General features: G+C 35.0%; 24 protein-coding genes. 21 read left to right on the top strand and 3 right to left on the bottom strand.

What is annotated here, in order from left to right; genetic code table 11:
* Window positions 1-176: 176 nt before the first annotated feature.
* The 18 genes from V6R21_RS00495 (at window position 177) to V6R21_RS00410 (ending at window position 13,301) form a co-directional block, all read left to right on the top strand.
* Window positions 177-1,628 carry a hypothetical protein gene (locus tag V6R21_RS00495; protein ID WP_334239876.1) on the top strand — a complete coding sequence of 484 codons (1,452 nt, stop codon included), beginning with the start codon at window positions 177-179 and terminating at the stop codon, window positions 1,626-1,628.
* Between the two features lie 201 nt (window positions 1,629-1,829).
* A complete protein-coding gene (locus V6R21_RS00490) occupies window positions 1,830-2,615 on the top strand; it encodes a helix-turn-helix domain-containing protein (RefSeq protein WP_334239874.1) in 786 nt (261 codons plus the stop codon).
* 924 nt (window positions 2,616-3,539) lie between these two features.
* Complete coding sequence (locus V6R21_RS00485) at window positions 3,540-4,226, top strand: hypothetical protein (RefSeq protein WP_334239872.1); 687 nt, start codon at window positions 3,540-3,542, stop codon at window positions 4,224-4,226.
* Between the two features lie 214 nt (window positions 4,227-4,440).
* A complete protein-coding gene (locus tag V6R21_RS00480) occupies window positions 4,441-4,839 on the top strand; it encodes an SMI1/KNR4 family protein (protein ID WP_334239870.1) in 399 nt (132 codons plus the stop codon).
* On the top strand, window positions 4,839-5,483 hold the full coding sequence (locus V6R21_RS00475; protein WP_334239868.1) for a hypothetical protein: 645 nt from the start codon (window positions 4,839-4,841) through the stop codon (window positions 5,481-5,483). Before V6R21_RS00480 ends, V6R21_RS00475 begins: the two co-directional genes overlap by 1 nt.
* A 171-nt stretch (window positions 5,484-5,654) precedes the next feature.
* The gene (locus V6R21_RS00470; protein WP_334239866.1) at window positions 5,655-6,149 is read left to right on the top strand and encodes a hypothetical protein; all 495 of its coding nucleotides are present in this window, start codon (window positions 5,655-5,657) and stop codon (window positions 6,147-6,149) included.
* On the top strand, window positions 6,142-6,411 hold the full coding sequence (locus tag V6R21_RS00465; protein ID WP_334239864.1) for a DUF7660 family protein: 270 nt from the start codon (window positions 6,142-6,144) through the stop codon (window positions 6,409-6,411). The genes V6R21_RS00470 and V6R21_RS00465 overlap by 8 nt, the downstream gene beginning before the upstream one ends.
* Window positions 6,412-6,699: 288 nt before the next feature.
* Complete coding sequence (locus V6R21_RS00460) at window positions 6,700-6,960, top strand: hypothetical protein (RefSeq protein ID WP_334239862.1); 261 nt, start codon at window positions 6,700-6,702, stop codon at window positions 6,958-6,960.
* A 307-nt stretch (window positions 6,961-7,267) separates the two neighbouring features.
* Complete coding sequence (locus V6R21_RS00455; protein ID WP_334239860.1) at window positions 7,268-7,429, top strand: hypothetical protein; 162 nt, start codon at window positions 7,268-7,270, stop codon at window positions 7,427-7,429.
* Complete coding sequence (locus V6R21_RS00450) at window positions 7,430-7,732, top strand: hypothetical protein (protein ID WP_334239858.1); 303 nt, start codon at window positions 7,430-7,432, stop codon at window positions 7,730-7,732. It abuts the gene before it with no gap.
* Window positions 7,733-8,006: 274 nt separating this feature from the next.
* Window positions 8,007-8,261, top strand: coding sequence for a hypothetical protein (locus V6R21_RS00445; RefSeq protein ID WP_334239857.1), 255 nt, complete (start codon window positions 8,007-8,009; stop codon window positions 8,259-8,261).
* 77 nt (window positions 8,262-8,338) lie between these two features.
* Window positions 8,339-9,001, top strand: a complete 663-nt coding sequence (locus V6R21_RS00440; protein WP_334239855.1) for a hypothetical protein — start codon at window positions 8,339-8,341, stop codon at window positions 8,999-9,001.
* Window positions 9,002-9,298: 297 nt separating this feature from the next.
* Window positions 9,299-10,303: an NADP-dependent oxidoreductase gene (locus tag V6R21_RS00435; protein ID WP_334239853.1), complete on the top strand. Its 1,005-nt coding sequence runs from the start codon at window positions 9,299-9,301 to the stop codon at window positions 10,301-10,303.
* Window positions 10,304-10,581: 278 nt separating this feature from the next.
* Entirely contained in the window at window positions 10,582-11,382 is an 801-nt protein-coding gene (locus tag V6R21_RS00430; RefSeq protein WP_334239851.1) for a hypothetical protein, read from the top strand.
* Between the two features lie 209 nt (window positions 11,383-11,591).
* Complete coding sequence (locus tag V6R21_RS00425) at window positions 11,592-11,870, top strand: hypothetical protein (protein ID WP_334239850.1); 279 nt, start codon at window positions 11,592-11,594, stop codon at window positions 11,868-11,870.
* Window positions 11,867-12,058 carry a hypothetical protein gene (locus V6R21_RS00420; RefSeq protein ID WP_334239848.1) on the top strand — a complete coding sequence of 64 codons (192 nt, stop codon included), beginning with the start codon at window positions 11,867-11,869 and terminating at the stop codon, window positions 12,056-12,058. Before V6R21_RS00425 ends, V6R21_RS00420 begins: the two co-directional genes overlap by 4 nt.
* A gap of 45 nt (window positions 12,059-12,103) precedes the next feature.
* The gene (locus tag V6R21_RS00415; protein ID WP_334239846.1) at window positions 12,104-12,709 is read left to right on the top strand and encodes an SMI1/KNR4 family protein; all 606 of its coding nucleotides are present in this window, start codon (window positions 12,104-12,106) and stop codon (window positions 12,707-12,709) included.
* A gap of 97 nt (window positions 12,710-12,806) precedes the next feature.
* Window positions 12,807-13,301 (top strand): hypothetical protein, encoded by a 495-nt coding sequence (locus V6R21_RS00410; protein ID WP_334239844.1) that lies wholly within the window; start codon window positions 12,807-12,809, stop codon window positions 13,299-13,301.
* Between the two features lie 16 nt (window positions 13,302-13,317).
* Here the strand turns inward: V6R21_RS00410 and V6R21_RS00405 are convergent, their stop codons facing one another.
* The gene (locus V6R21_RS00405; protein WP_334239842.1) at window positions 13,318-14,217 is read right to left on the bottom strand and encodes a LysR family transcriptional regulator; all 900 of its coding nucleotides are present in this window, start codon (window positions 14,215-14,217) and stop codon (window positions 13,318-13,320) included.
* 111 nt (window positions 14,218-14,328) lie between these two features.
* Between V6R21_RS00405 and V6R21_RS00400 the strand changes: the two genes are divergently transcribed.
* The gene (locus V6R21_RS00400; RefSeq protein WP_334239840.1) at window positions 14,329-14,958 is read left to right on the top strand and encodes a LysE family translocator; all 630 of its coding nucleotides are present in this window, start codon (window positions 14,329-14,331) and stop codon (window positions 14,956-14,958) included.
* A gap of 5 nt (window positions 14,959-14,963) precedes the next feature.
* Here the strand turns inward: V6R21_RS00400 and V6R21_RS00395 are convergent, their stop codons facing one another.
* Complete coding sequence (locus V6R21_RS00395; protein ID WP_334239838.1) at window positions 14,964-15,365, bottom strand: hypothetical protein; 402 nt, start codon at window positions 15,363-15,365, stop codon at window positions 14,964-14,966.
* 261 nt (window positions 15,366-15,626) lie between these two features.
* Between V6R21_RS00395 and V6R21_RS00390 the strand changes: the two genes are divergently transcribed.
* Window positions 15,627-16,025, top strand: a complete 399-nt coding sequence (locus tag V6R21_RS00390) for a hypothetical protein (protein ID WP_334239835.1) — start codon at window positions 15,627-15,629, stop codon at window positions 16,023-16,025.
* A gap of 158 nt (window positions 16,026-16,183) precedes the next feature.
* Here the strand turns inward: V6R21_RS00390 and V6R21_RS00385 are convergent, their stop codons facing one another.
* A complete protein-coding gene (locus tag V6R21_RS00385; protein ID WP_334239834.1) occupies window positions 16,184-16,444 on the bottom strand; it encodes a hypothetical protein in 261 nt (86 codons plus the stop codon).
* 94 nt (window positions 16,445-16,538) lie between these two features.
* On the opposite strand from V6R21_RS00385, the gene V6R21_RS00380 reads away from it, so the two are divergent.
* Complete coding sequence (locus tag V6R21_RS00380) at window positions 16,539-17,165, top strand: hypothetical protein (protein WP_334239832.1); 627 nt, start codon at window positions 16,539-16,541, stop codon at window positions 17,163-17,165.
* Window positions 17,166-17,239: the final 74 nt, after the last annotated feature.

Genomic DNA, 17,239 nt, shown 5'->3' with positions numbered 1-17,239 from the left:
TTTCAGGGCTGATTTACATATCTTTCTTTACGATGAGGGATACCCATTGCTGTTTTATAAAGTCCTTTCGGAACAAAAGTCCTGAAGGGTAGGGTGTCCAAAGGCATAAAAAAAACTCTTGCCATTTTTGTGTTGAACTGAAAATAAAATTTTCGCACAAAATACGGAAAGAGTTTATGTCGGTAAACATACAGCAAAAACAGCTACAGGACAAGTTTAATCACCGTTACACGGTTAAGAAGTTACGCGGAAGGGTCTGTGCACTGGAAAAAAGCAGAGGGAGTTGGAAGGGGAAATATCAGAATAGCCAACAGTTGCTCAAGGCATTGGAAAGAGAGAACAAGCAGTTGCGGCAACAGCTGTCATCTGTAGGTCCTCCAGCTGAGCACTCGCTCCCCATAGCTGGACATAAGTACAATGTCTTGATGGTGAGTATCTGTATACACCTCTATGTAGTGGGCGGCTGCAGCTTTCGGGGTGTGGTTTCTTGTCTGCAATATTTGAATAGTGCACTGGGCTGGCACTTGACCAGCCTTCCAAGCAAGAGCGCAGTCGAGACTTGGGTCAAGAAGCTGGGGTATTTTTCTTTCAATCAAGGAGAAGGCCGTTTTACCGACAAGGAGTATGCCCTGATTGTGGATGAATGCATGACCATTGGTGATGAACGGATGCTGATGGTACTGGGCGTGGAGGCAGAAAATACCACAGCAGAGGTACTTACGACCGCTGATGCGGATGTACTTCACATAGAAGTACAGAAATCCTGGAAGGCTGACCAGATCAAGCGTGTGCTGAAGGAGGTGGCCCAGACACAAGGCAAGGCACCTAAGTACGTCATCAGCGACTCGAACAACAATTTGGTCGCAGGTATCAAGGCTGCGGAACTTTGCCGAGTCAAGGATGTTGGTCACCAGCTGGCGCTACTGGCAGAAAGGTGCTACAAGAAAGATGATCGATATATCGCCTTCATGAAGTCGTTGGGAGCCTGCACCCACAAAAACATTATGAAGCCTGTGGCTTACCTATTGCCGCCAAGGCAGCGTGACCACTCCCGCTTCCTAAATCTGACGCCCACTATCGATTGGGTGTTGGCGATACAAAAAAAATATTCCACCCTAACCCGGGAAGAACAGGAATGCTTTGCCTTCCTGCAGGAACATAACGAGATTGTCAAGGAGTTGGAAACACTTGTTGTTATCACCTGCAAGATCAACAAACACCTTAAGAACAGTGGATTATCCACCGAAAGCATTGATGTGTGCCTCTCGTACTGTGAGACAGTAACACCTTATGAGAAACTGAATAAATTCATAGAAACTGTGAAAACATACCTGAAGGAAGAGGTCTCGAAACTGGAAGAGCAGGCCTGCTGGCATTGCTCTTCTGATGTTATTGAGTCTTTATTCGGCATCTTCAAGTACAGGAAGTCTCCCAATAAGCTGTATGGTGTCACCTCCTATGTGCTCTACCTGGCACTGGTAACAAGAAAACTTGCTGGCAAGGTGGTATTGGATATCGATATCAAGAGCGCTCAGGAACAGGTTTTCCTGTCCAAAATCAAGGAGTGGGAGGTTAATTACCTAAAAGAAAATCAAGTACTTAGACGTATGAAAGCACTCTCAAATTGACCGGAAGAAAATCTAATGTTTTGGACACCCTACCTGAAGGGACAAAATAGATTAGCGACGGGTTTTACCCGTTGTCATAAGAACATAGCTCCACTAGCCCTGAAAGGGCGGTATAATCGATAATTCACGTTAACTAAAAAGTGTTAATCATGATAAAGTCTATTCGCTTGCAAATAAAATAATTCAGATGTATTGTAAGACATGCACCGACAACTCACCTACCTGCAACGCCAAAAACTGGAACGCCTGTTACTGCAAAACCTTTCCCAAACTGCCATTGCTATACAGCTAGGCATACACCGCAGTACCATCAGCCGTGAACTAAAACGTAACTGTCCAGACGGTGCAACCTACTGTGCTGAAGTAGCACAAGGTGAAACGGAAGACCGCAGGCTAGAGGCACGCCATAAAAGGACTATCAAGGTGACACTTCCCCAAAAAGTTTCGCCATCACCTATTCGCTTTCCTGTAACAGATAGGCGGAACACCCGACTCCGCACTTACCTGCCCACCTTACACACCTTCTCACGTTCCATGATGCTGATGCGCCGTGACCGTGACTACCCACTTGAAAACCTGCTCAAGAAATGGCAACAACAAAAAGGTTGGTGGAAAAAGTCACATAGTCCTCTCCGTACCAAAAAATATCTACCCACTACAGTTTACAAATACTGGATCGACTTTAAACAGTGGCGCATCTCGTGGCGTACGCCTTCCCGTAAACGCAGTCACCAAAAAGGCTGGATCAATATGCGGATGGATTGTCTGGGATCTGAGACGTGGGGAACGTCTCCAATGGAATACAAACGAAAACACAATACAGCAAGCCCAAAGCCTACGGCAATAACTACAGCTAGTAGCAGTGCATTGCACCAAAAAGTACTTACTGCGAAAGTGTATTTTATAAGTACAAGCAGCTATGTAATCAACCTAATGGCTGAAGCATATACTATGCTGCGGAATTACAAAGTCAAACAATCATATTGAACTCCTTACATTGCTGCCCATTACTATTTTTTATGCTAGGTTAATCTGGATTCGCTGACAAAACAAAATACCGATCAACAAGTATAAGTCCTCCTTCCTTCTCAATAACGCTCACCCAAACCACTGTTGCATTTCTAGAAATCGGTTGGGAGAGAGCCGTTTATTCTTTTAGCAAAATAAATTTGCCTCCAAAATTTAGTTCTGTCATTCTTACAGCTCCTCTTGAACGCGAGTGATAGATAAACATTCAAAGCATTTATAAGCTGAAAAGGATTTCAAATACATCATGTAAATAACCTGCTATCACAACTCACATTATTTACTTTGACTATGTCCGATGAGATTCAGACTACCATAAACAAAAGTAAGTACACCTCCCCATTTACATTTCCCTAATAACAATCCAAGCTGCACCCTATAGGCTAATACTTCTTGCCTTTGGATAAACTCACACCGCAAAAGTAAAATCATTTCAAAACATCAATAGACAACCAACTAATTACAAAGCAAAACTTTCTTGTGCGGAAGCATTATGAAAAAACTAACCGTAGACTATACGTTTAATCTACGGTTAGTATTCGAACGCTTTGTATCTTGTCAAGTGTGAAAACATATTATACGAGACTAAACACTAAGGTAGAACAGCTGTAACAACATTTATCTTATTGTATTAAGATAAACTAATAAAAGCTTTTACACCGTGTCATATATTTGGCTAAACACGAATGGAGTATCACTCAAGTCAAACGAGTGAGGTATACACCTATATGCCAACAAAAAATTTGAACAAAATTACGAATCCATTAGATTGAAGAAATTTTTGACACAGTGCGTATATCAACCATGGTGCTTTTACCCCCTGATTTTACGGAATATATACCACTGTGCATTATATACAATTGTTATGACTAATAATTTTCAACAATGAGATATTTTTTATTCTTATCAAGCATTTTTATATGTATTTGCTGTAAAAATGAAAATCATGAAAGTATAAATAGTTCTGATAAACCTAGTTTGAATAGTATTAATTCTTCTATTAAAGAAAAGAAAATTGATCCAATAGAATCGATCAAAGATTATCTAATAGAAAACAATATTGACTCGACCTTTGAAAATTATTCATGGGGTGAAATTGAAGTATGGGATGCTTTGAGTTTTCGTTATGTTGTTAGGTATGATAAGATAGAAACAGGAGGAGTTAATAAAGGTAATTCAAATGATTCTGATACTTTTACATTAGATTCACTTGGAAATATTATAATTCAATTTCAAACAAGTGACAAAAAGGTCTTTAATGAATACTATGATTCACTTGGTGTACCAAAGTTCTTTTACAGCTCTAGAAAATTTGAAAAAATAGGTTACCGAAATAACTTTGAAATGATAAGGGTTAATACTGATTCAACATTAGATATAATTGGAATTCTTCCTGATACAAATAACTTTTTAAATACGAGCTTTTTAGGTTTTATAATGAAGAATGTTCCATCTTCTGATACCCTTGATTTCATAAATGTAAAAGATGTTACTTGGTCAAGTAATCTTCTTGATGATGACGGTTTTGGGTTTGAAGTTATTGATAATAAAATTACAAATGTACGAAAATAGTCATAACAAACTGTATGCTGCTATAGCGTTGTTAGTGATCTGGTTTCGGCAGTGGTAAACTTGATACCTCGTCAAAAAATCATATTTTTCAAGCTGAGTAGAAAAGAAGATGGCTCGCAGTCATATGATTTTTGACTATTTAGTTTTTTAGAACCTGTAGAAGTAGAGTAACGCTACATCACATACAGGGGACGTTACCAGCAACAATGAAGAAATGATTAACTCAAAAATCAAATATTGGCAAACTAAAGGTATCGCAGTAAATGTTGGTGCGAACTATGACGATATATTGATATTAGAGAAACAAATTTCATTTTCTTTTCCTGAAGATTTTAAAATATTTTACCAATCACTAAATGGATTTAAGGAAAGAGACTGGACTACTAATATGTTCTCATTATTCCCTCTAGAAAGAATAAAAGAGGAATATGAATTTGAGCAGAACGAAAAAAACTTAATCCCAATTTGCGATTACCTAATTTCTAGTCATCATCTAGGTTATATAAAAGGTGAGGAAGGTATTTTTAAAGATTATAACCAAACCGAAAGAGTCTGTAACAATCTCGTTGAGCTACTTGATTTAATCGATTCTGACTCTGAAAAAATATATTAATGAATCGAGTATATGAAGATATTGAATTCAAATTCTATGAAGTCTTAAAACACAAATTTGACATCAAAGAATTTGAACAATGGGTTTACCAAACTAAAGAGTTGGAATCTGAACTACCAGAAGAAATTTATACTGATTTAATTTCTATAAATTATAAAGACAAATATGTCCACAATGAACTAGAAAATATTATTGAGGATTTTGTTGATAATGGGAAATTTGAAATTAAACGGATTAAAAAATTTCTAAAGTCAATAATTGATAAGGATGAAAATTGTGCTGAATCAATTGAAATAACATATGACTTGTATTGTTCTGGGTATGCATTTTTACGACGACTTGGCTTAACGTACGGACTTCTTGTTTCTTGCCCACCAGCAGGGAATTATCAAAAATCTTGGGATGAAATTACTAAGGCAGAGCAGAATGAATTGTTAGAAAAGCTTTATCCAACTATTATTCAAGATGCTCAGAATGTACTTAACTGGTTCAATGAAAACAAAATAATTATTAAGGATACTATTAATGAACTTGGTTATTATGAGTACGATGATTTAAGGAACCAAGAGGAAATAGATCAAGGCGAAATTGAAGTGATCGACTTGGACAAGCAGAAAAAGAAGAAATGGAAATTTTGGAAATAAAGCTGGTAACACTATATATGAAGTCATGGCTTTGTTGTGGTGTGGTGAGGCGGTGGTTCTTCGTAGGCAGCTCGTCAAATCTGCGATTTGACTAAGTGGTAAACCGAAACTGAAACTATTTTGCTTTGAAAAACCGCTACGCCTCATATATTTAACGTTGTGGTGCATAAGATGAAACCAGTAGAATCTACATATGAAATTATTGCTTGGAAGCATTTGAACCAAAGCGTTGACGAAAAGTGGTCAAATTGGGCTGTCGACATGATGATGGTCGGATATGGAACTGAGCATTTGGTAGAACTTGCTGTAATTGAAAAACCATACAACCAATTTGAACTAAAAGAATTGACCGATAAGGTATTTGAAGAACTTAATCTTGACTATACAAATCAGGATAAAGTAGTAATTGACTATGTGACTTATTTGGCAAAGGAAGTGCTGAATGATAACAGAGATTTACTGAAAACTCTAAGAGAAATTAAGGACTTGTGTATCGTTCTTGATTACGATAGTAAAATATATGATTTCTATTCTCTCTACTTTGCTAAAGAAGATTTGAATTATGACACTGTACAATGGTATTGGAAAGGGGCAGACAGAACCAACATTGACCAAATTTGTATGGACTATTTAAAAGAATGGATAAACAAACATGAACTTGGATGAACTAATAGAAAAAGTAAATTCTAAAGATACTTTTCTCCAATTTGTCAAAGCTCTTAAAGAAGATAAGATTGAAGAAGATGAAAAGGAGAACACAAGTCCATCTTCACCTTATGGACCTGGAGCCAACGGATGGGAGAATGGAACAATTTCAACTTTTTTAGATGCTATTGAAGCGTATGGAGAGGATAGCGATTTAATTAAGGAGGAACCTAATTGGAAGAGTTTTGCACTTTTACTGTATGCTGGTAAATTTTATGAATAAGAAAATACGACACCACAACACTGTATATGAAATCATAGCCCCCTGCGGGATGCTACGTTTCATATACTAAACGTTGTGTAGTAACTACCAGTCAATTTTTTAATAAATGAATAAGGCTTTAATATATATATTTTTAATATTTCTATTATCCTGTGAAAATAATTCAAATACACAAGAACGAGAAGTTGTGTTTTCTTTTAAAAATTTAAGTGAAAGACAAAAAGAAATATGGATTGAGCTAAATGTAGATTCTAGCTTAGTTTTTTTGGGCCTCTTTATGATGACGATATGCCAGATTTGTATACAGTAGTTAGGTGTAAAACCCTTAGAGATAAAATTAACGTTACTACATTAGAAAGTCATACAGATGCTAGAGTAGATACTACTTTTGAACTAACTAAGGATACTTCTTATATTGCGATATCCTATCATTTTCTTCCAGATACTATTAAATATCAAAAATTTGATACACAAAAAAAAGATTTTGTTGATAGCTTAGTAATAGAAAAAAATAAACCCGAATTATGGGTAAAGAAAATGAAATGGTAAAAAAGAAAAAACTTGCATACAACAATATATAGAAAGAGCAGCGGGTACAGTTGTATTGGAGGCTTTAGTTATTTTGTCAATCTTCAGTTTTTAAGGAGAGTTTACTAAATTTAATCCGATTCCCATTCTTAGACCAAACGTTGTAGAGTATTAAAAAATGAAACCAACAGATAGACAAGGTCTTTTTGAAGTGATAGACAGTTTTGCAACCCGAAGCCGAAATCAATTCTATTTAATAGGGAAACTTAAAGAAGGTAAAATTGAAGAAAACTGATTCGTAAATATTCCTTTCAACTCAAGTTTATCCATGTCAGTGAGGATAAATAGTATTGAAGAAGTTGAAATGGCTTCTGAAAAAGAATCACATACATTGTTGATAGTCGATTGTGATGATGAAGCAATTGACTTATACATGGCTTTGAATGTAGGACTTGAATATTTACCTGTAACAATTGAAGGGGAAGATTAGATGGCAATTTCTAAAAAGGGCTTAAGAAAAATAGTCGTTGATAATCGGGAGTTCTATTGGAAGTTTAACGAAAAGATTTTTGTGATTTCAGAAGAGGATAAAAACAGTTTATTGTTAGTGGATTTTGGATGGTATGATGTATGGCTTTTTGTAAATGATAAAGAAAACAAATCTCCTGATTTCGAGCCTAAAAGCGTGACTCCTAAGTTTGTTAGTGAATCAATAACATACGCTTTGACTCAAGGTTGGGATAACGGAAAAATGGAAATTGAATTTAAAAACGGAGATTACAAAAAGAAATAAAAACACTCTACAACACTATGTAAAATGCATTAAAAACGCATTTTTACATTAACCGTTCTGTACAATGGATGAAAAACTCGGAAATTAATTTATGAGAATAGGAATAGTAGGCTTTAGCTCTCCACATTTTGACCAATAAAAAGCGAAGAACATCCTTAAAACAAAACTTCAGGAAGTTATTACTGATATTAACAAAAAGAAGATTGAAGTTGTTAGTGGGTATACTAATTCTGGAATTCCTAAAATTGCTTACAATATTGCGGATAGCATTGGATTGAAAACAGTTGGGTTCTCCGCTAAGAAAGCATTAACCGTTAGTTGTGGTTTATATCCTGTAAAGAAAGTAATCATTTATGGGAAGAATTTTGGAGACGAATCACAAGCATTTGTGGACTATATAGATATTCTTATAAGAATAGGTGGAGGTCCACAAAGTAGGAAAGAGGTAGCATTGTTTAGAGCAAAAAACGAGGAAAATAACCTAACAGAGCTGCTATTTGAAGAAGAAATAGAGTGGCTGGGAAAATAAGAAACTGTACACAATAAAAAATAAACAGCATTAAAACGACTGCTTATACGGAACGTTAGCTATTATTGATAAATAAAATGGAAGAGACTGACAAAAGAAGAATTTTAAATTTCCTTTCAGGTAATGTCTCTGTAAAAGAATTTGAATCTTGGCTATATAATAACTCGGAACTAGAGTCTAGACTGGGTTTTGATTGCTTTTTCGATTTAATCAATATAGATTTTAATAATAATGACAGTGTATATGCAACAAAATTGGCATTGCTGGGAAAGTATATTGACTTAGAGGAATTGAAAAGTTTCAAATACTATAGAACTTTAGAACAAGCTGGTTGGTTCCATGGTAGAAGACTGGGAAAAACTGTAGAAACAAAAAATCTTAATCCTGAATTTAAACATGCTTGGAATATAATTTCAGAATTTGGAGGATTAGAGTTAATAATAACTTATGAATCCGATTACTGGACTCCAAAAAACATCAAATTTCCTGAAACTATCGAGCGAACAAGCTATGGAGTAAAATATGGATTAGATAAGCCACTAATTTGCTTTGCGAATATTGATGATTACAATTCAGCCCTGTATGTAGATGACGAGAACAATTATTATCAATTAGATGATATTGCCAGTATTGACCTTTATCAGTTTAAGGGAGGAGGGTTTTCTAAAATGATACAGAATTTGCTTGGATTAGATGAAGAAGACAAGTTTGAGCTTATAGGAAGCTCATACAAAAATTAAAAAAATAGCTAGCTAACACAGCCTCAAACTACATCCGTTTCATTTTTTAATACTCTCTCTTAACGCAAAGAAAAAGCCGGATCGAAAAACAGAGATGAAGGAGCATGACTTCCCAATCACACACTGTGCCTCACCAAAGAAACGCTGTAAAACAGCTTATAACATGCGCTATCAGTTTATTAAATATTGGATTAGTACTATATTGAGAAGGATCAAGCTTGAATAAACGATACATTCACATTGGTAGTCATTTTAGAGCGAACACTAACAAAATAAAAATTATCAACTGACAACAAGATGAAAGGAATTATATTAAAAGACTTTGGAAGTGTTGAAAATTTTGAACTTAAAGAGGTTGAACAACCAAATCCGGAAAGTGATGAAGTTTTAATCAAAATCCGCGCAACAGCTTTTAATCCTATTGACTACCAGATGAGACAAGGTGCAACTGAAAGAAAATTATTAAAATCACCTATTTTAGGTAGAGAACTTTCGGGCGAAATTGTTCAACTGGGTAAACGTATAACTTCATTTAAAGTAGGAGATAAAGTATCTGCTTATGTGGGGAGTTTGGCATCAAACGGAACTTATGCAGAATTTATAAGCGTTCCTGAAAAATTAATAGCAAAAAATCCCGATAAATTAACTTTTGAGCAAGCTACAGCCATGCCAATGGTTGGAATGACCGCTTTACAGTGTTTCAACCGAATTAGTACTCCGAAGGATAAAGCAATTTTTATTGCAGGTGGTGCAGGTGGTGTTGGAACAATTCTTATCAAACTGTTGTTGGCCAACGGAAATAACAAAATATATACCACTTCGGGAAATAATGACAGTACAACCCACTTAAAAAACATTGGTATAGATGAAAAAAATATTGTGAATTATAAAGAAGGTAATATTATCAATAATTTAAAAGACAAAGGCGAAAACTTTGAGTATGTGGTAGATCTTGTTGGCGGTACTATGTCTGAAGTATGTGCAGAGCTTGTTGAAGTTTTTGGGACTTATGTTGATATTACATTCCTTACAACAGAAAACGCAAAAGAAATGCTATTTGATAAGGCAACAACTATAATCAATATTGCTAACTATGCACCCGCTTTGAAAAAGGGTTCTGAGAAATTTGAATATTACGGAAATGCATTAAGAGAGATTTTTGATAAAATTGATGAAAATATTATTACACCAACAGAAATAAATGTAGTTGGTAATTTAAGTGTTGAAAGTATTAAAAGAGCCCACCAACTTTTAGAAACAAATCAGACAAAAGGAAAAAAAATAATAATGACAATCGAATAAAAAACGATCTACCAATATTGGCTATAAGTAATTACTAGTTCTCGCTCACGCTGAAAATTCCTAAAGGAAGTTCAGTTTGGTCTGTACTTGTATAGTATGTGCTAAACTACATGACTGCTAATTTTTCAAATAGTTATTTTCCATTCATTATACCTCAGATATAGAAACTCTCTAGCTCCCCACATTATAATAGTATAATGTCTTCTACATGGTTTTGGTTGGTAATTTTAGCACTTTGAGAATTGATAAACTTGATGGTCTGATATAGATGAATTAGCATGAAGCAATCTGAGAGACGCATTAAAATGGTGGCTGGCTCTGATGAGGTGGAAGGAGTTTATTTTTATGATCTGGATATCACACTCTGGCTTGAGCAGTACTCCTGGGCTAACCATATCCACATTAGTCCTGACTATACACATATTTTGATTGATGGTGGTTGGGTTAACTTTTACTGTGATATTATAGATGTATCCGCCTTAAGAATGGAGGCTGAAACTGTACTGAAGCAACGTGGTAAACAAGGTGAAGAGTATCATTGGACTCGATACAAAGGAACTCCCGTTGATATCAGAATGGACGATTGGATTTTGTCTAGGCAAGATGGCGATGAAATGGAATTCATTACCCAACATTCTTATAATCGGCTTGACCTGCAAAACGGAATAGTGACTGAATATATTCGTATCTTTTCATATCATGATGATTGGGTACTGGCTTTATTAGAAAAAGATCTCTACTTACTGGACCTCAAAACCCGTGAATCTTTTCAGCTGACCAAAGACTGTAGTATACAAGCAGCGTTACTCAATTCCCGTAATTCTTATTGCCTTATAGCAGCAGGCGGTTTGGTCATGTATTATTTGAAGCAACCATTTGGTCTAATGAATGATGCTACGGCTAAACACGCTTCGCAATGGAAAACCTTTCCCTTACTCCATTATGAATCCATCCAAGAAATTGAACCAATGGAAAAGGAATTTGAATATAGGATTGGACTTTCGCATCAAGATCATTTAGATATTCTTCTCAATGTAAAGACGGATGATTACCAGCTGATTGAAAAAAAGATGAGTTGACAAACCTGCTAGCAATTAGTCTAAAGTAATTCTGAGAAAGAGGGGGGATTATTAGCATAACAATCAGTAAGTTCAATGAGCAATAGTGGATACTTTTTCTGTTTGAATCAATATATTTCAAAACTATGGTTTAGTACAATATTAGAAAGAACCAAGTTTGAACAAACGGCAACTGGATGTTCTATTTCATCGGATAATCAGATATATAGATGATAAGAGACAAGTTAACCTTCGATCAAGTTTTGGAAAGTATTGATAAAATTACAGACGATGCATTGATAGAAGAATGTGTTACTGCGATAAAGTATGGGGATATTATTTTCAATCCAGGAATTGTCCAAGAGAAAGATAAGTTAGTAAGTTTATATAGCTTACGAGTAAACATTAAAAAGGAAAAACAAAAGGATAGATTTACTGTGGAAGAGTTGATTATGTGGGGGTTAGATGTAAAAACATTAAGTCAATACGGGTGTGAATTGCTAATATGAATACGGTTATCACAAACGAAAAAGGCTTTTGGGATTATGAAACAAAAGGTTCAATCTCAATCATTTGGCTAAAAAATAATAAGCCGCTTGAAGAATATGAGGCAAGCAATGACTTGACAATTAAACGAGGAAATAGTGTCAGTTCTATTAAATTCTCAAAAGCAGAAAAAGTAAAAGGCTGGAATTGAAAAAATAACATCTGCATTCAAATAAAATAGACAAATATAGAGTGTATGAATACTATTGCTGAAAAATATATAGCAGGACTTAAGAATGCTTATTATGAAAATAATGGAAAGGAAGGTTGGGATCACTTTGAAAAAGCTATACATGGAGCGGAAAAAGAAAATATTGACAAGCTAAAGCAAACCTATCCTGACATTCCAGAGGCTTTAATTGACTTACTTGAATATGTGGATGGAACATATTGGAGGAAATATGCAGGCAAAGAAATAACTTTTTTCTTTTTAGGCTCTGATGTATATGAATACCCGTACTACTTATTATCCTCGAAAGAGATAATTGAAAACCAAAATCAAGTAGCTGAATACTATTCCGATTATATTGAGCGAGAATATGATGATATTGAGGTTGATGATAAAATCACAAACAGCATTGAATCAATTAAATGGCTTCATTTTTCTGATTGTATGAACAATGGCGGAACCTCACAATTATTTATAGACTTTAGCCCATCCGAAGAAGGAAAAAAAGGACAAGTTGTAAGGTTTTTACATGATCCAGATGAATTTAAAGTAATAGCAGACAGCTTTGAAGATTACTTAATAAAGCTGATAGAGAATGGGTTTAATTTTATCAATGAAGACATTATAGGTTGAGAATAAATCTCTTTACAAATCACCCTAAAAGGCTAGGATATCATAAAATAGCAAGTAGGGGAGCTGTTGATTATCTATACATTTAAGACAAAAGAGAATGAAAAGAAAAGCTATATACCTTTTAGTATTTATCTATGTATGTTTGAATACAACAGCTTATTCACAGGATATACAAAATGCCTTAAATGAGACGATTGACCTTATCAATGAGCATAGAGAGGTTATTGTAAGAATCTCTCTTAAAGAGAATGTTGAGCAGTTTGAATATTTAGACTCTTTGCGTATTGTATCTCAAGATGAATTAGGAAACACCAAAATCACTCTTTATTCAACACTTGTAGAGGTTGATAATGAAATGGTAATGGTTACAGCTCAGGAGTTTCTATTAGAGCATCTTCAAGGGGTTAAATTATTAGAGAATGACCATTTAGAAATTCTTTTGAAAAAGTATCATCCTTTGAGCCTTGAATTGGTCATCAATAATGAACGAAATGCCCAACTACTTTATCAGGCTTTTCAATATATGTCTAATACAGCTAAGGTATATAGGGAAAAACAGCGGGATAAGAATTCTTGTACTCCTGATAAGTAGTATAGCCTAAACTTTGTTAGTCATTTTTTTGTAAACTGTTGAATGTAGATGCTAGTTCAATCGATTTTGTAATGACTTTGTTAAGCACTTTACTTTGGTCATTTTTTCGCCAATTAATATATAAGTCTACTTCTTCTGTTAAGGGTATAAACCTGACCTGACTATTGCTAGCCTCCTTGAATGAGTATGGTAATATCGAAATACCCAATCCTTTTGAAACCAGATTGAGAATCATTCCCCCAAAATCAGACTCAATATGTATGTTAGGTTCAATACCCGCATTTGTAAAAATTTGCCTTAGAAGGGAAGCGAAGAATGTCGTATGGTGTAAGCCTGAAAGGATAAATCTCTCTGCTTCGATATCCTTTATGCCTTGGAAGTTCTCTTCTGTAAGCCAATGGTTTTTAGGTACTACAATACATACCTGTTCTGTATAGAGTTTTTCAGATTGGATAGATGGGTTATTGATTAAATCCCTGCTAAATGATATATCTACAAGGTAGTTGAGCAGCAAATGTTCATGGTCTTCGTCTTTTGGTTCCATCAATTCAATTTTTACCTCAGGCATACATTCAGAAAATGTATTTAGCAGTTCCGGCAAATAATTATAGGCGATAGACCCCGGATAAGTGATGCTGATATTGCCTGTAGCCCCATCATGTATCTTTTTGGCCTGTAGGTGTACTCTATCAAATTCATCAATTAGCTGATGCCATTGCTCTTTCAGAAAATGTCCAGCTTCAGTCAGTTTTACATTTCTTTTATCTCTTTCAAACAATGTCACGCCCAGCTCATCCTCCAAAGCTTGGATCTGTCTGCTCAAAGAAGACTGAGACAAGTGCACTTTTTCAGAGGTTTTCCAAAAATGAAGTTCCTGAGCGAGAACCAAGAAATAACGAATTTGATGAAGTGTCATGTCTGATGCGTTTTTCGCATTAGTTAATAGATAATTGCTATTTTTTCAATTTTGTCAATATCGTTGTTTTGTTGATGTAAAATCAATTAATCGACTTTAAATGATAATTAAATGGGTATAGATAACTTTGCAACCTTTATAGTCACTACGGTGTTTTTTATCCTGACACCAGGAATTGATACACTATTCGTATTAAATAAAGCCATCACTCAAGGTAAAGCATCTGGTATTTATGCAACATTAGGGATAAATGCAGGTGTGATGGTCCATACACTTTTTGCGGTATTTGGACTATCCATTATCGTTGCCAGATCTGCATTGGTATTTACTTTTGTGAAATATGTGGGAGCACTGTATTTGCTTTACTTGGGTGTGATAAAGCTATATTCATATAACGGTTCACCTATCCTTGATAAGGGGAGACAAGACAATAAAAGGGGGAAAGATAACTTCATCGCAGGTTTTGTCACTAACGTGTTAAACCCAAAAGTAGCCTTATTTTTTCTGGCGTTCTTTCCTCAATTCATCAATCCATCACAAATAAAAAATCCTACGCCATTTATAATTCTAGGAATTACCTATGCCATAATGGGTACCATTTGGTTTTTAATTCTAACGATGTTTGCAGGGATGTTTTCAAAAAAGTTTCGAGAAAACCCAAAGGCATTTATGTGGTTAAATAAATCATCAGGGGTAGTATTTATACTGATGGCGTTAAAAGTCGCATTTACAAAGAATTGACCGTATTATGGTTGTAGCAACCACTCTAAAGCCTGCTCCTTATTTTCAAAGTTGCCTAACTGTACCCGTTTTACTTCTTTGATATCGTGCTCCTTTATTGTTTGTTGGACATACTTCTGAGGGGAAGGGTTTGTGCCAGTAACGTAGGCAATTTTTTCAATACTACTGCTTCTGATAAAAGTATGCCACCTGCTATCATCTTTTATGATACTGTTGGGTGAGGAGTCGATATTGGCTTGGGAAATATCCAGTAGCCACCTTTTGGGGCAATAACGGAGTATCCATCCTTTCATGATATCTTCTTCCTGAAGCCTTATAGCCTTGGATGTAGCAGGCTTGAGACTATTGGTAATCAATAGGTCATTTTGAATATCGTATTGATGCGTATTATAGATTGGTGTAGACATTGATTTTGTTTGTTAGTTTTTAAAAATGAGATTAAGCCAATCTGTTAATTTAGTGAAATGCCCAAATTTTTAATGTGATGATGGTCACCAATATTTAATGATGGTTATCATCAATAAGCTTGTAAGCTATGAAGGAGTTTTCTGCTGGATGTTATATTAAGACAGGAAATGGAATTGTAGACCATTATTTTTAGCAATAAGTTACTACTGCAGGTGACCTAATTGTAGTCAGTGGAGTGTTTCACCAAAACATTTTTTAATATGGATCATTCACCTATTCATAACTTTACTTTCAATATCTCATATAGTGAAATCAACAGATTTGATTATTGGGTGCATCCAGATGCTGGAGGAATTTCTATCGGTTTGTCGCATCAAGATGGGTATAAGGTAGAAATAGTTATTTCTTCTCGAGACTTAGATGATTATTTCCCTGAAGATCCTGAGCTTTTGATTCCAGGACGTATCTACATTAACAACAACATGATTGAACTAAATTCACCAGAGCAGGAGTGGGTTATGACAATACTAAAAAAAATGCTAATAAATCAGAAATTGGGACACCCAAAAGGGCTGGGAGTTTATACAGTAGATGAAGTTATTTCATTTTTCACTTCTCAGGATGCATTAATATTTAGGGAGAAGTTAATGGGGAAATAAATGTGGTTACCAAACTTTGCTGTGCTTGTTCAAATAAGTTAGACTTATAAAAATGTTCGACAGCTAAGCTTTGAATAATACCCCATAGAAGTTCCAAATACTTAGATTAAGAAATATATACAGGATGAAATTTATTAGTCAACCCTAATTAAAGTCAATTATCGAGCAACTACGATATTAATAGTTTCGTCTCGATCAGGCATTGTCAATAAGGAATGATGCATATCAACCCCTCTTCCATTATTATCCAGCAGTTTAAGTACAAAAAAGTATCCTCCACTACGAACTCTAGGAAATGATGCAATTCTGAATGGAAAAACAGTGGATGCTGGAACCGTTATTATTTGGTATTGAGATTCATTATCTCGAAACCTATCTGCTACAATAAGCTCAACATATTTGAAGTCTGTACCAGGCAAATAATTAGTGTTTAGGTTAATGTTTAATATCATAATTGATTTATTTATAATACCTTAATAAGGTAGTGTTCAACTAACTCAAAAACAAAGTATTATGCCTAGATATTATGACAAAATAAGTTTATTGAATATCAATGGTGACCAGACTATTGAATTTGATCAAAGGTTGGCTAATATAACAATGGGAGGACATGGACAAGATGGAGACATAGCGATTAAAAATAGGTCAGGACAACTGAATATTCATCTGAATGGAGAGAGGGCTTCTATTAAATTAGGAGGGGATCATGAAGATGGAGACTTAACACTATTCAATAGTTCTGGTCAAACGACAATTCATCTTAGTGGAAATTCAGGCGATCTTACATTAGGAGGTCGTGGTGCTAATGGAAATCTAACTATAAAGGATGATCATGGGAATGATAAAATCAAAATGTTTGGTAGTAGTGGTCGAATTCAGGTTAATGGAACTAACCTAAATGTTCCTGATGATGTTTTTGATACCAACTATAATTTACAAACACTTCAGGAGTTGGAAGGTTTCATACAGACTCACAAGCATCTACCTGATATTCCAAATGAAGATAAAATTACGAAAGAAGGGTTGGATCTACCGGAATTCACATTACAATTGCTTCGGAAAGTAGAAGAGTTGACTTTATATATCATACAACAGAATCAAGAACTGCAAAAAATTAAGAGCCAATTAAATGATGGGTAAGCCTTTACCAAAATGATTATATGTGTGATGTATAGTAGACATTATCACGATTAACAAAAAGTTGTGAATTAGGA

It is taken from the genome of Limibacter armeniacum (genome assembly GCF_036880985.1).
Classification (GTDB): Bacteria; Bacteroidota; Bacteroidia; order Cytophagales; family Flammeovirgaceae; genus Limibacter; species Limibacter armeniacum.
Note: the sequence above shows the minus strand (reverse complement) of the source record. Positions and strands in the feature narration are given on the sequence as shown.

Bases quoted from the DNA above. Each gene is read 5' to 3' on its own strand.
- V6R21_RS00495 (WP_334239876.1), top strand. From the start codon at position 177: ATGTCGGTAAACATACAGCAAAAACAGCTACAGGACAAGTTTAATCAC.
- V6R21_RS00490 (WP_334239874.1), top strand. From the start codon at position 1,830: ATGCACCGACAACTCACCTACCTGCAACGCCAAAAACTGGAACGCCTG.
- V6R21_RS00485 (WP_334239872.1), top strand. From the start codon at position 3,540: ATGAGATATTTTTTATTCTTATCAAGCATTTTTATATGTATTTGCTGT.
- V6R21_RS00480 (WP_334239870.1), top strand. From the start codon at position 4,441: ATGATTAACTCAAAAATCAAATATTGGCAAACTAAAGGTATCGCAGTA.
- V6R21_RS00475 (WP_334239868.1), top strand. From the start codon at position 4,839: ATGAATCGAGTATATGAAGATATTGAATTCAAATTCTATGAAGTCTTA.
- V6R21_RS00470 (WP_334239866.1), top strand. From the start codon at position 5,655: ATGAAACCAGTAGAATCTACATATGAAATTATTGCTTGGAAGCATTTG.
- V6R21_RS00460 (WP_334239862.1), top strand. From the start codon at position 6,700: ATGCCAGATTTGTATACAGTAGTTAGGTGTAAAACCCTTAGAGATAAA.
- V6R21_RS00455 (WP_334239860.1), top strand. From the start codon at position 7,268: ATGTCAGTGAGGATAAATAGTATTGAAGAAGTTGAAATGGCTTCTGAA.
- V6R21_RS00450 (WP_334239858.1), top strand. From the start codon at position 7,430: ATGGCAATTTCTAAAAAGGGCTTAAGAAAAATAGTCGTTGATAATCGG.
- V6R21_RS00440 (WP_334239855.1), top strand. From the start codon at position 8,339: ATGGAAGAGACTGACAAAAGAAGAATTTTAAATTTCCTTTCAGGTAAT.
- V6R21_RS00435 (WP_334239853.1), top strand. From the start codon at position 9,299: ATGAAAGGAATTATATTAAAAGACTTTGGAAGTGTTGAAAATTTTGAA.
- V6R21_RS00430 (WP_334239851.1), top strand. From the start codon at position 10,582: ATGAAGCAATCTGAGAGACGCATTAAAATGGTGGCTGGCTCTGATGAG.
- V6R21_RS00425 (WP_334239850.1), top strand. From the start codon at position 11,592: ATGATAAGAGACAAGTTAACCTTCGATCAAGTTTTGGAAAGTATTGAT.
- V6R21_RS00420 (WP_334239848.1), top strand. From the start codon at position 11,867: ATGAATACGGTTATCACAAACGAAAAAGGCTTTTGGGATTATGAAACA.
- V6R21_RS00415 (WP_334239846.1), top strand. From the start codon at position 12,104: ATGAATACTATTGCTGAAAAATATATAGCAGGACTTAAGAATGCTTAT.
- V6R21_RS00410 (WP_334239844.1), top strand. From the start codon at position 12,807: ATGAAAAGAAAAGCTATATACCTTTTAGTATTTATCTATGTATGTTTG.
- V6R21_RS00405 (WP_334239842.1), bottom strand. From the start codon at position 14,217: ATGACACTTCATCAAATTCGTTATTTCTTGGTTCTCGCTCAGGAACTT.
- V6R21_RS00400 (WP_334239840.1), top strand. From the start codon at position 14,329: ATGGGTATAGATAACTTTGCAACCTTTATAGTCACTACGGTGTTTTTT.
- V6R21_RS00395 (WP_334239838.1), bottom strand. From the start codon at position 15,365: ATGTCTACACCAATCTATAATACGCATCAATACGATATTCAAAATGAC.
- V6R21_RS00390 (WP_334239835.1), top strand. From the start codon at position 15,627: ATGGATCATTCACCTATTCATAACTTTACTTTCAATATCTCATATAGT.
- V6R21_RS00380 (WP_334239832.1), top strand. From the start codon at position 16,539: ATGCCTAGATATTATGACAAAATAAGTTTATTGAATATCAATGGTGAC.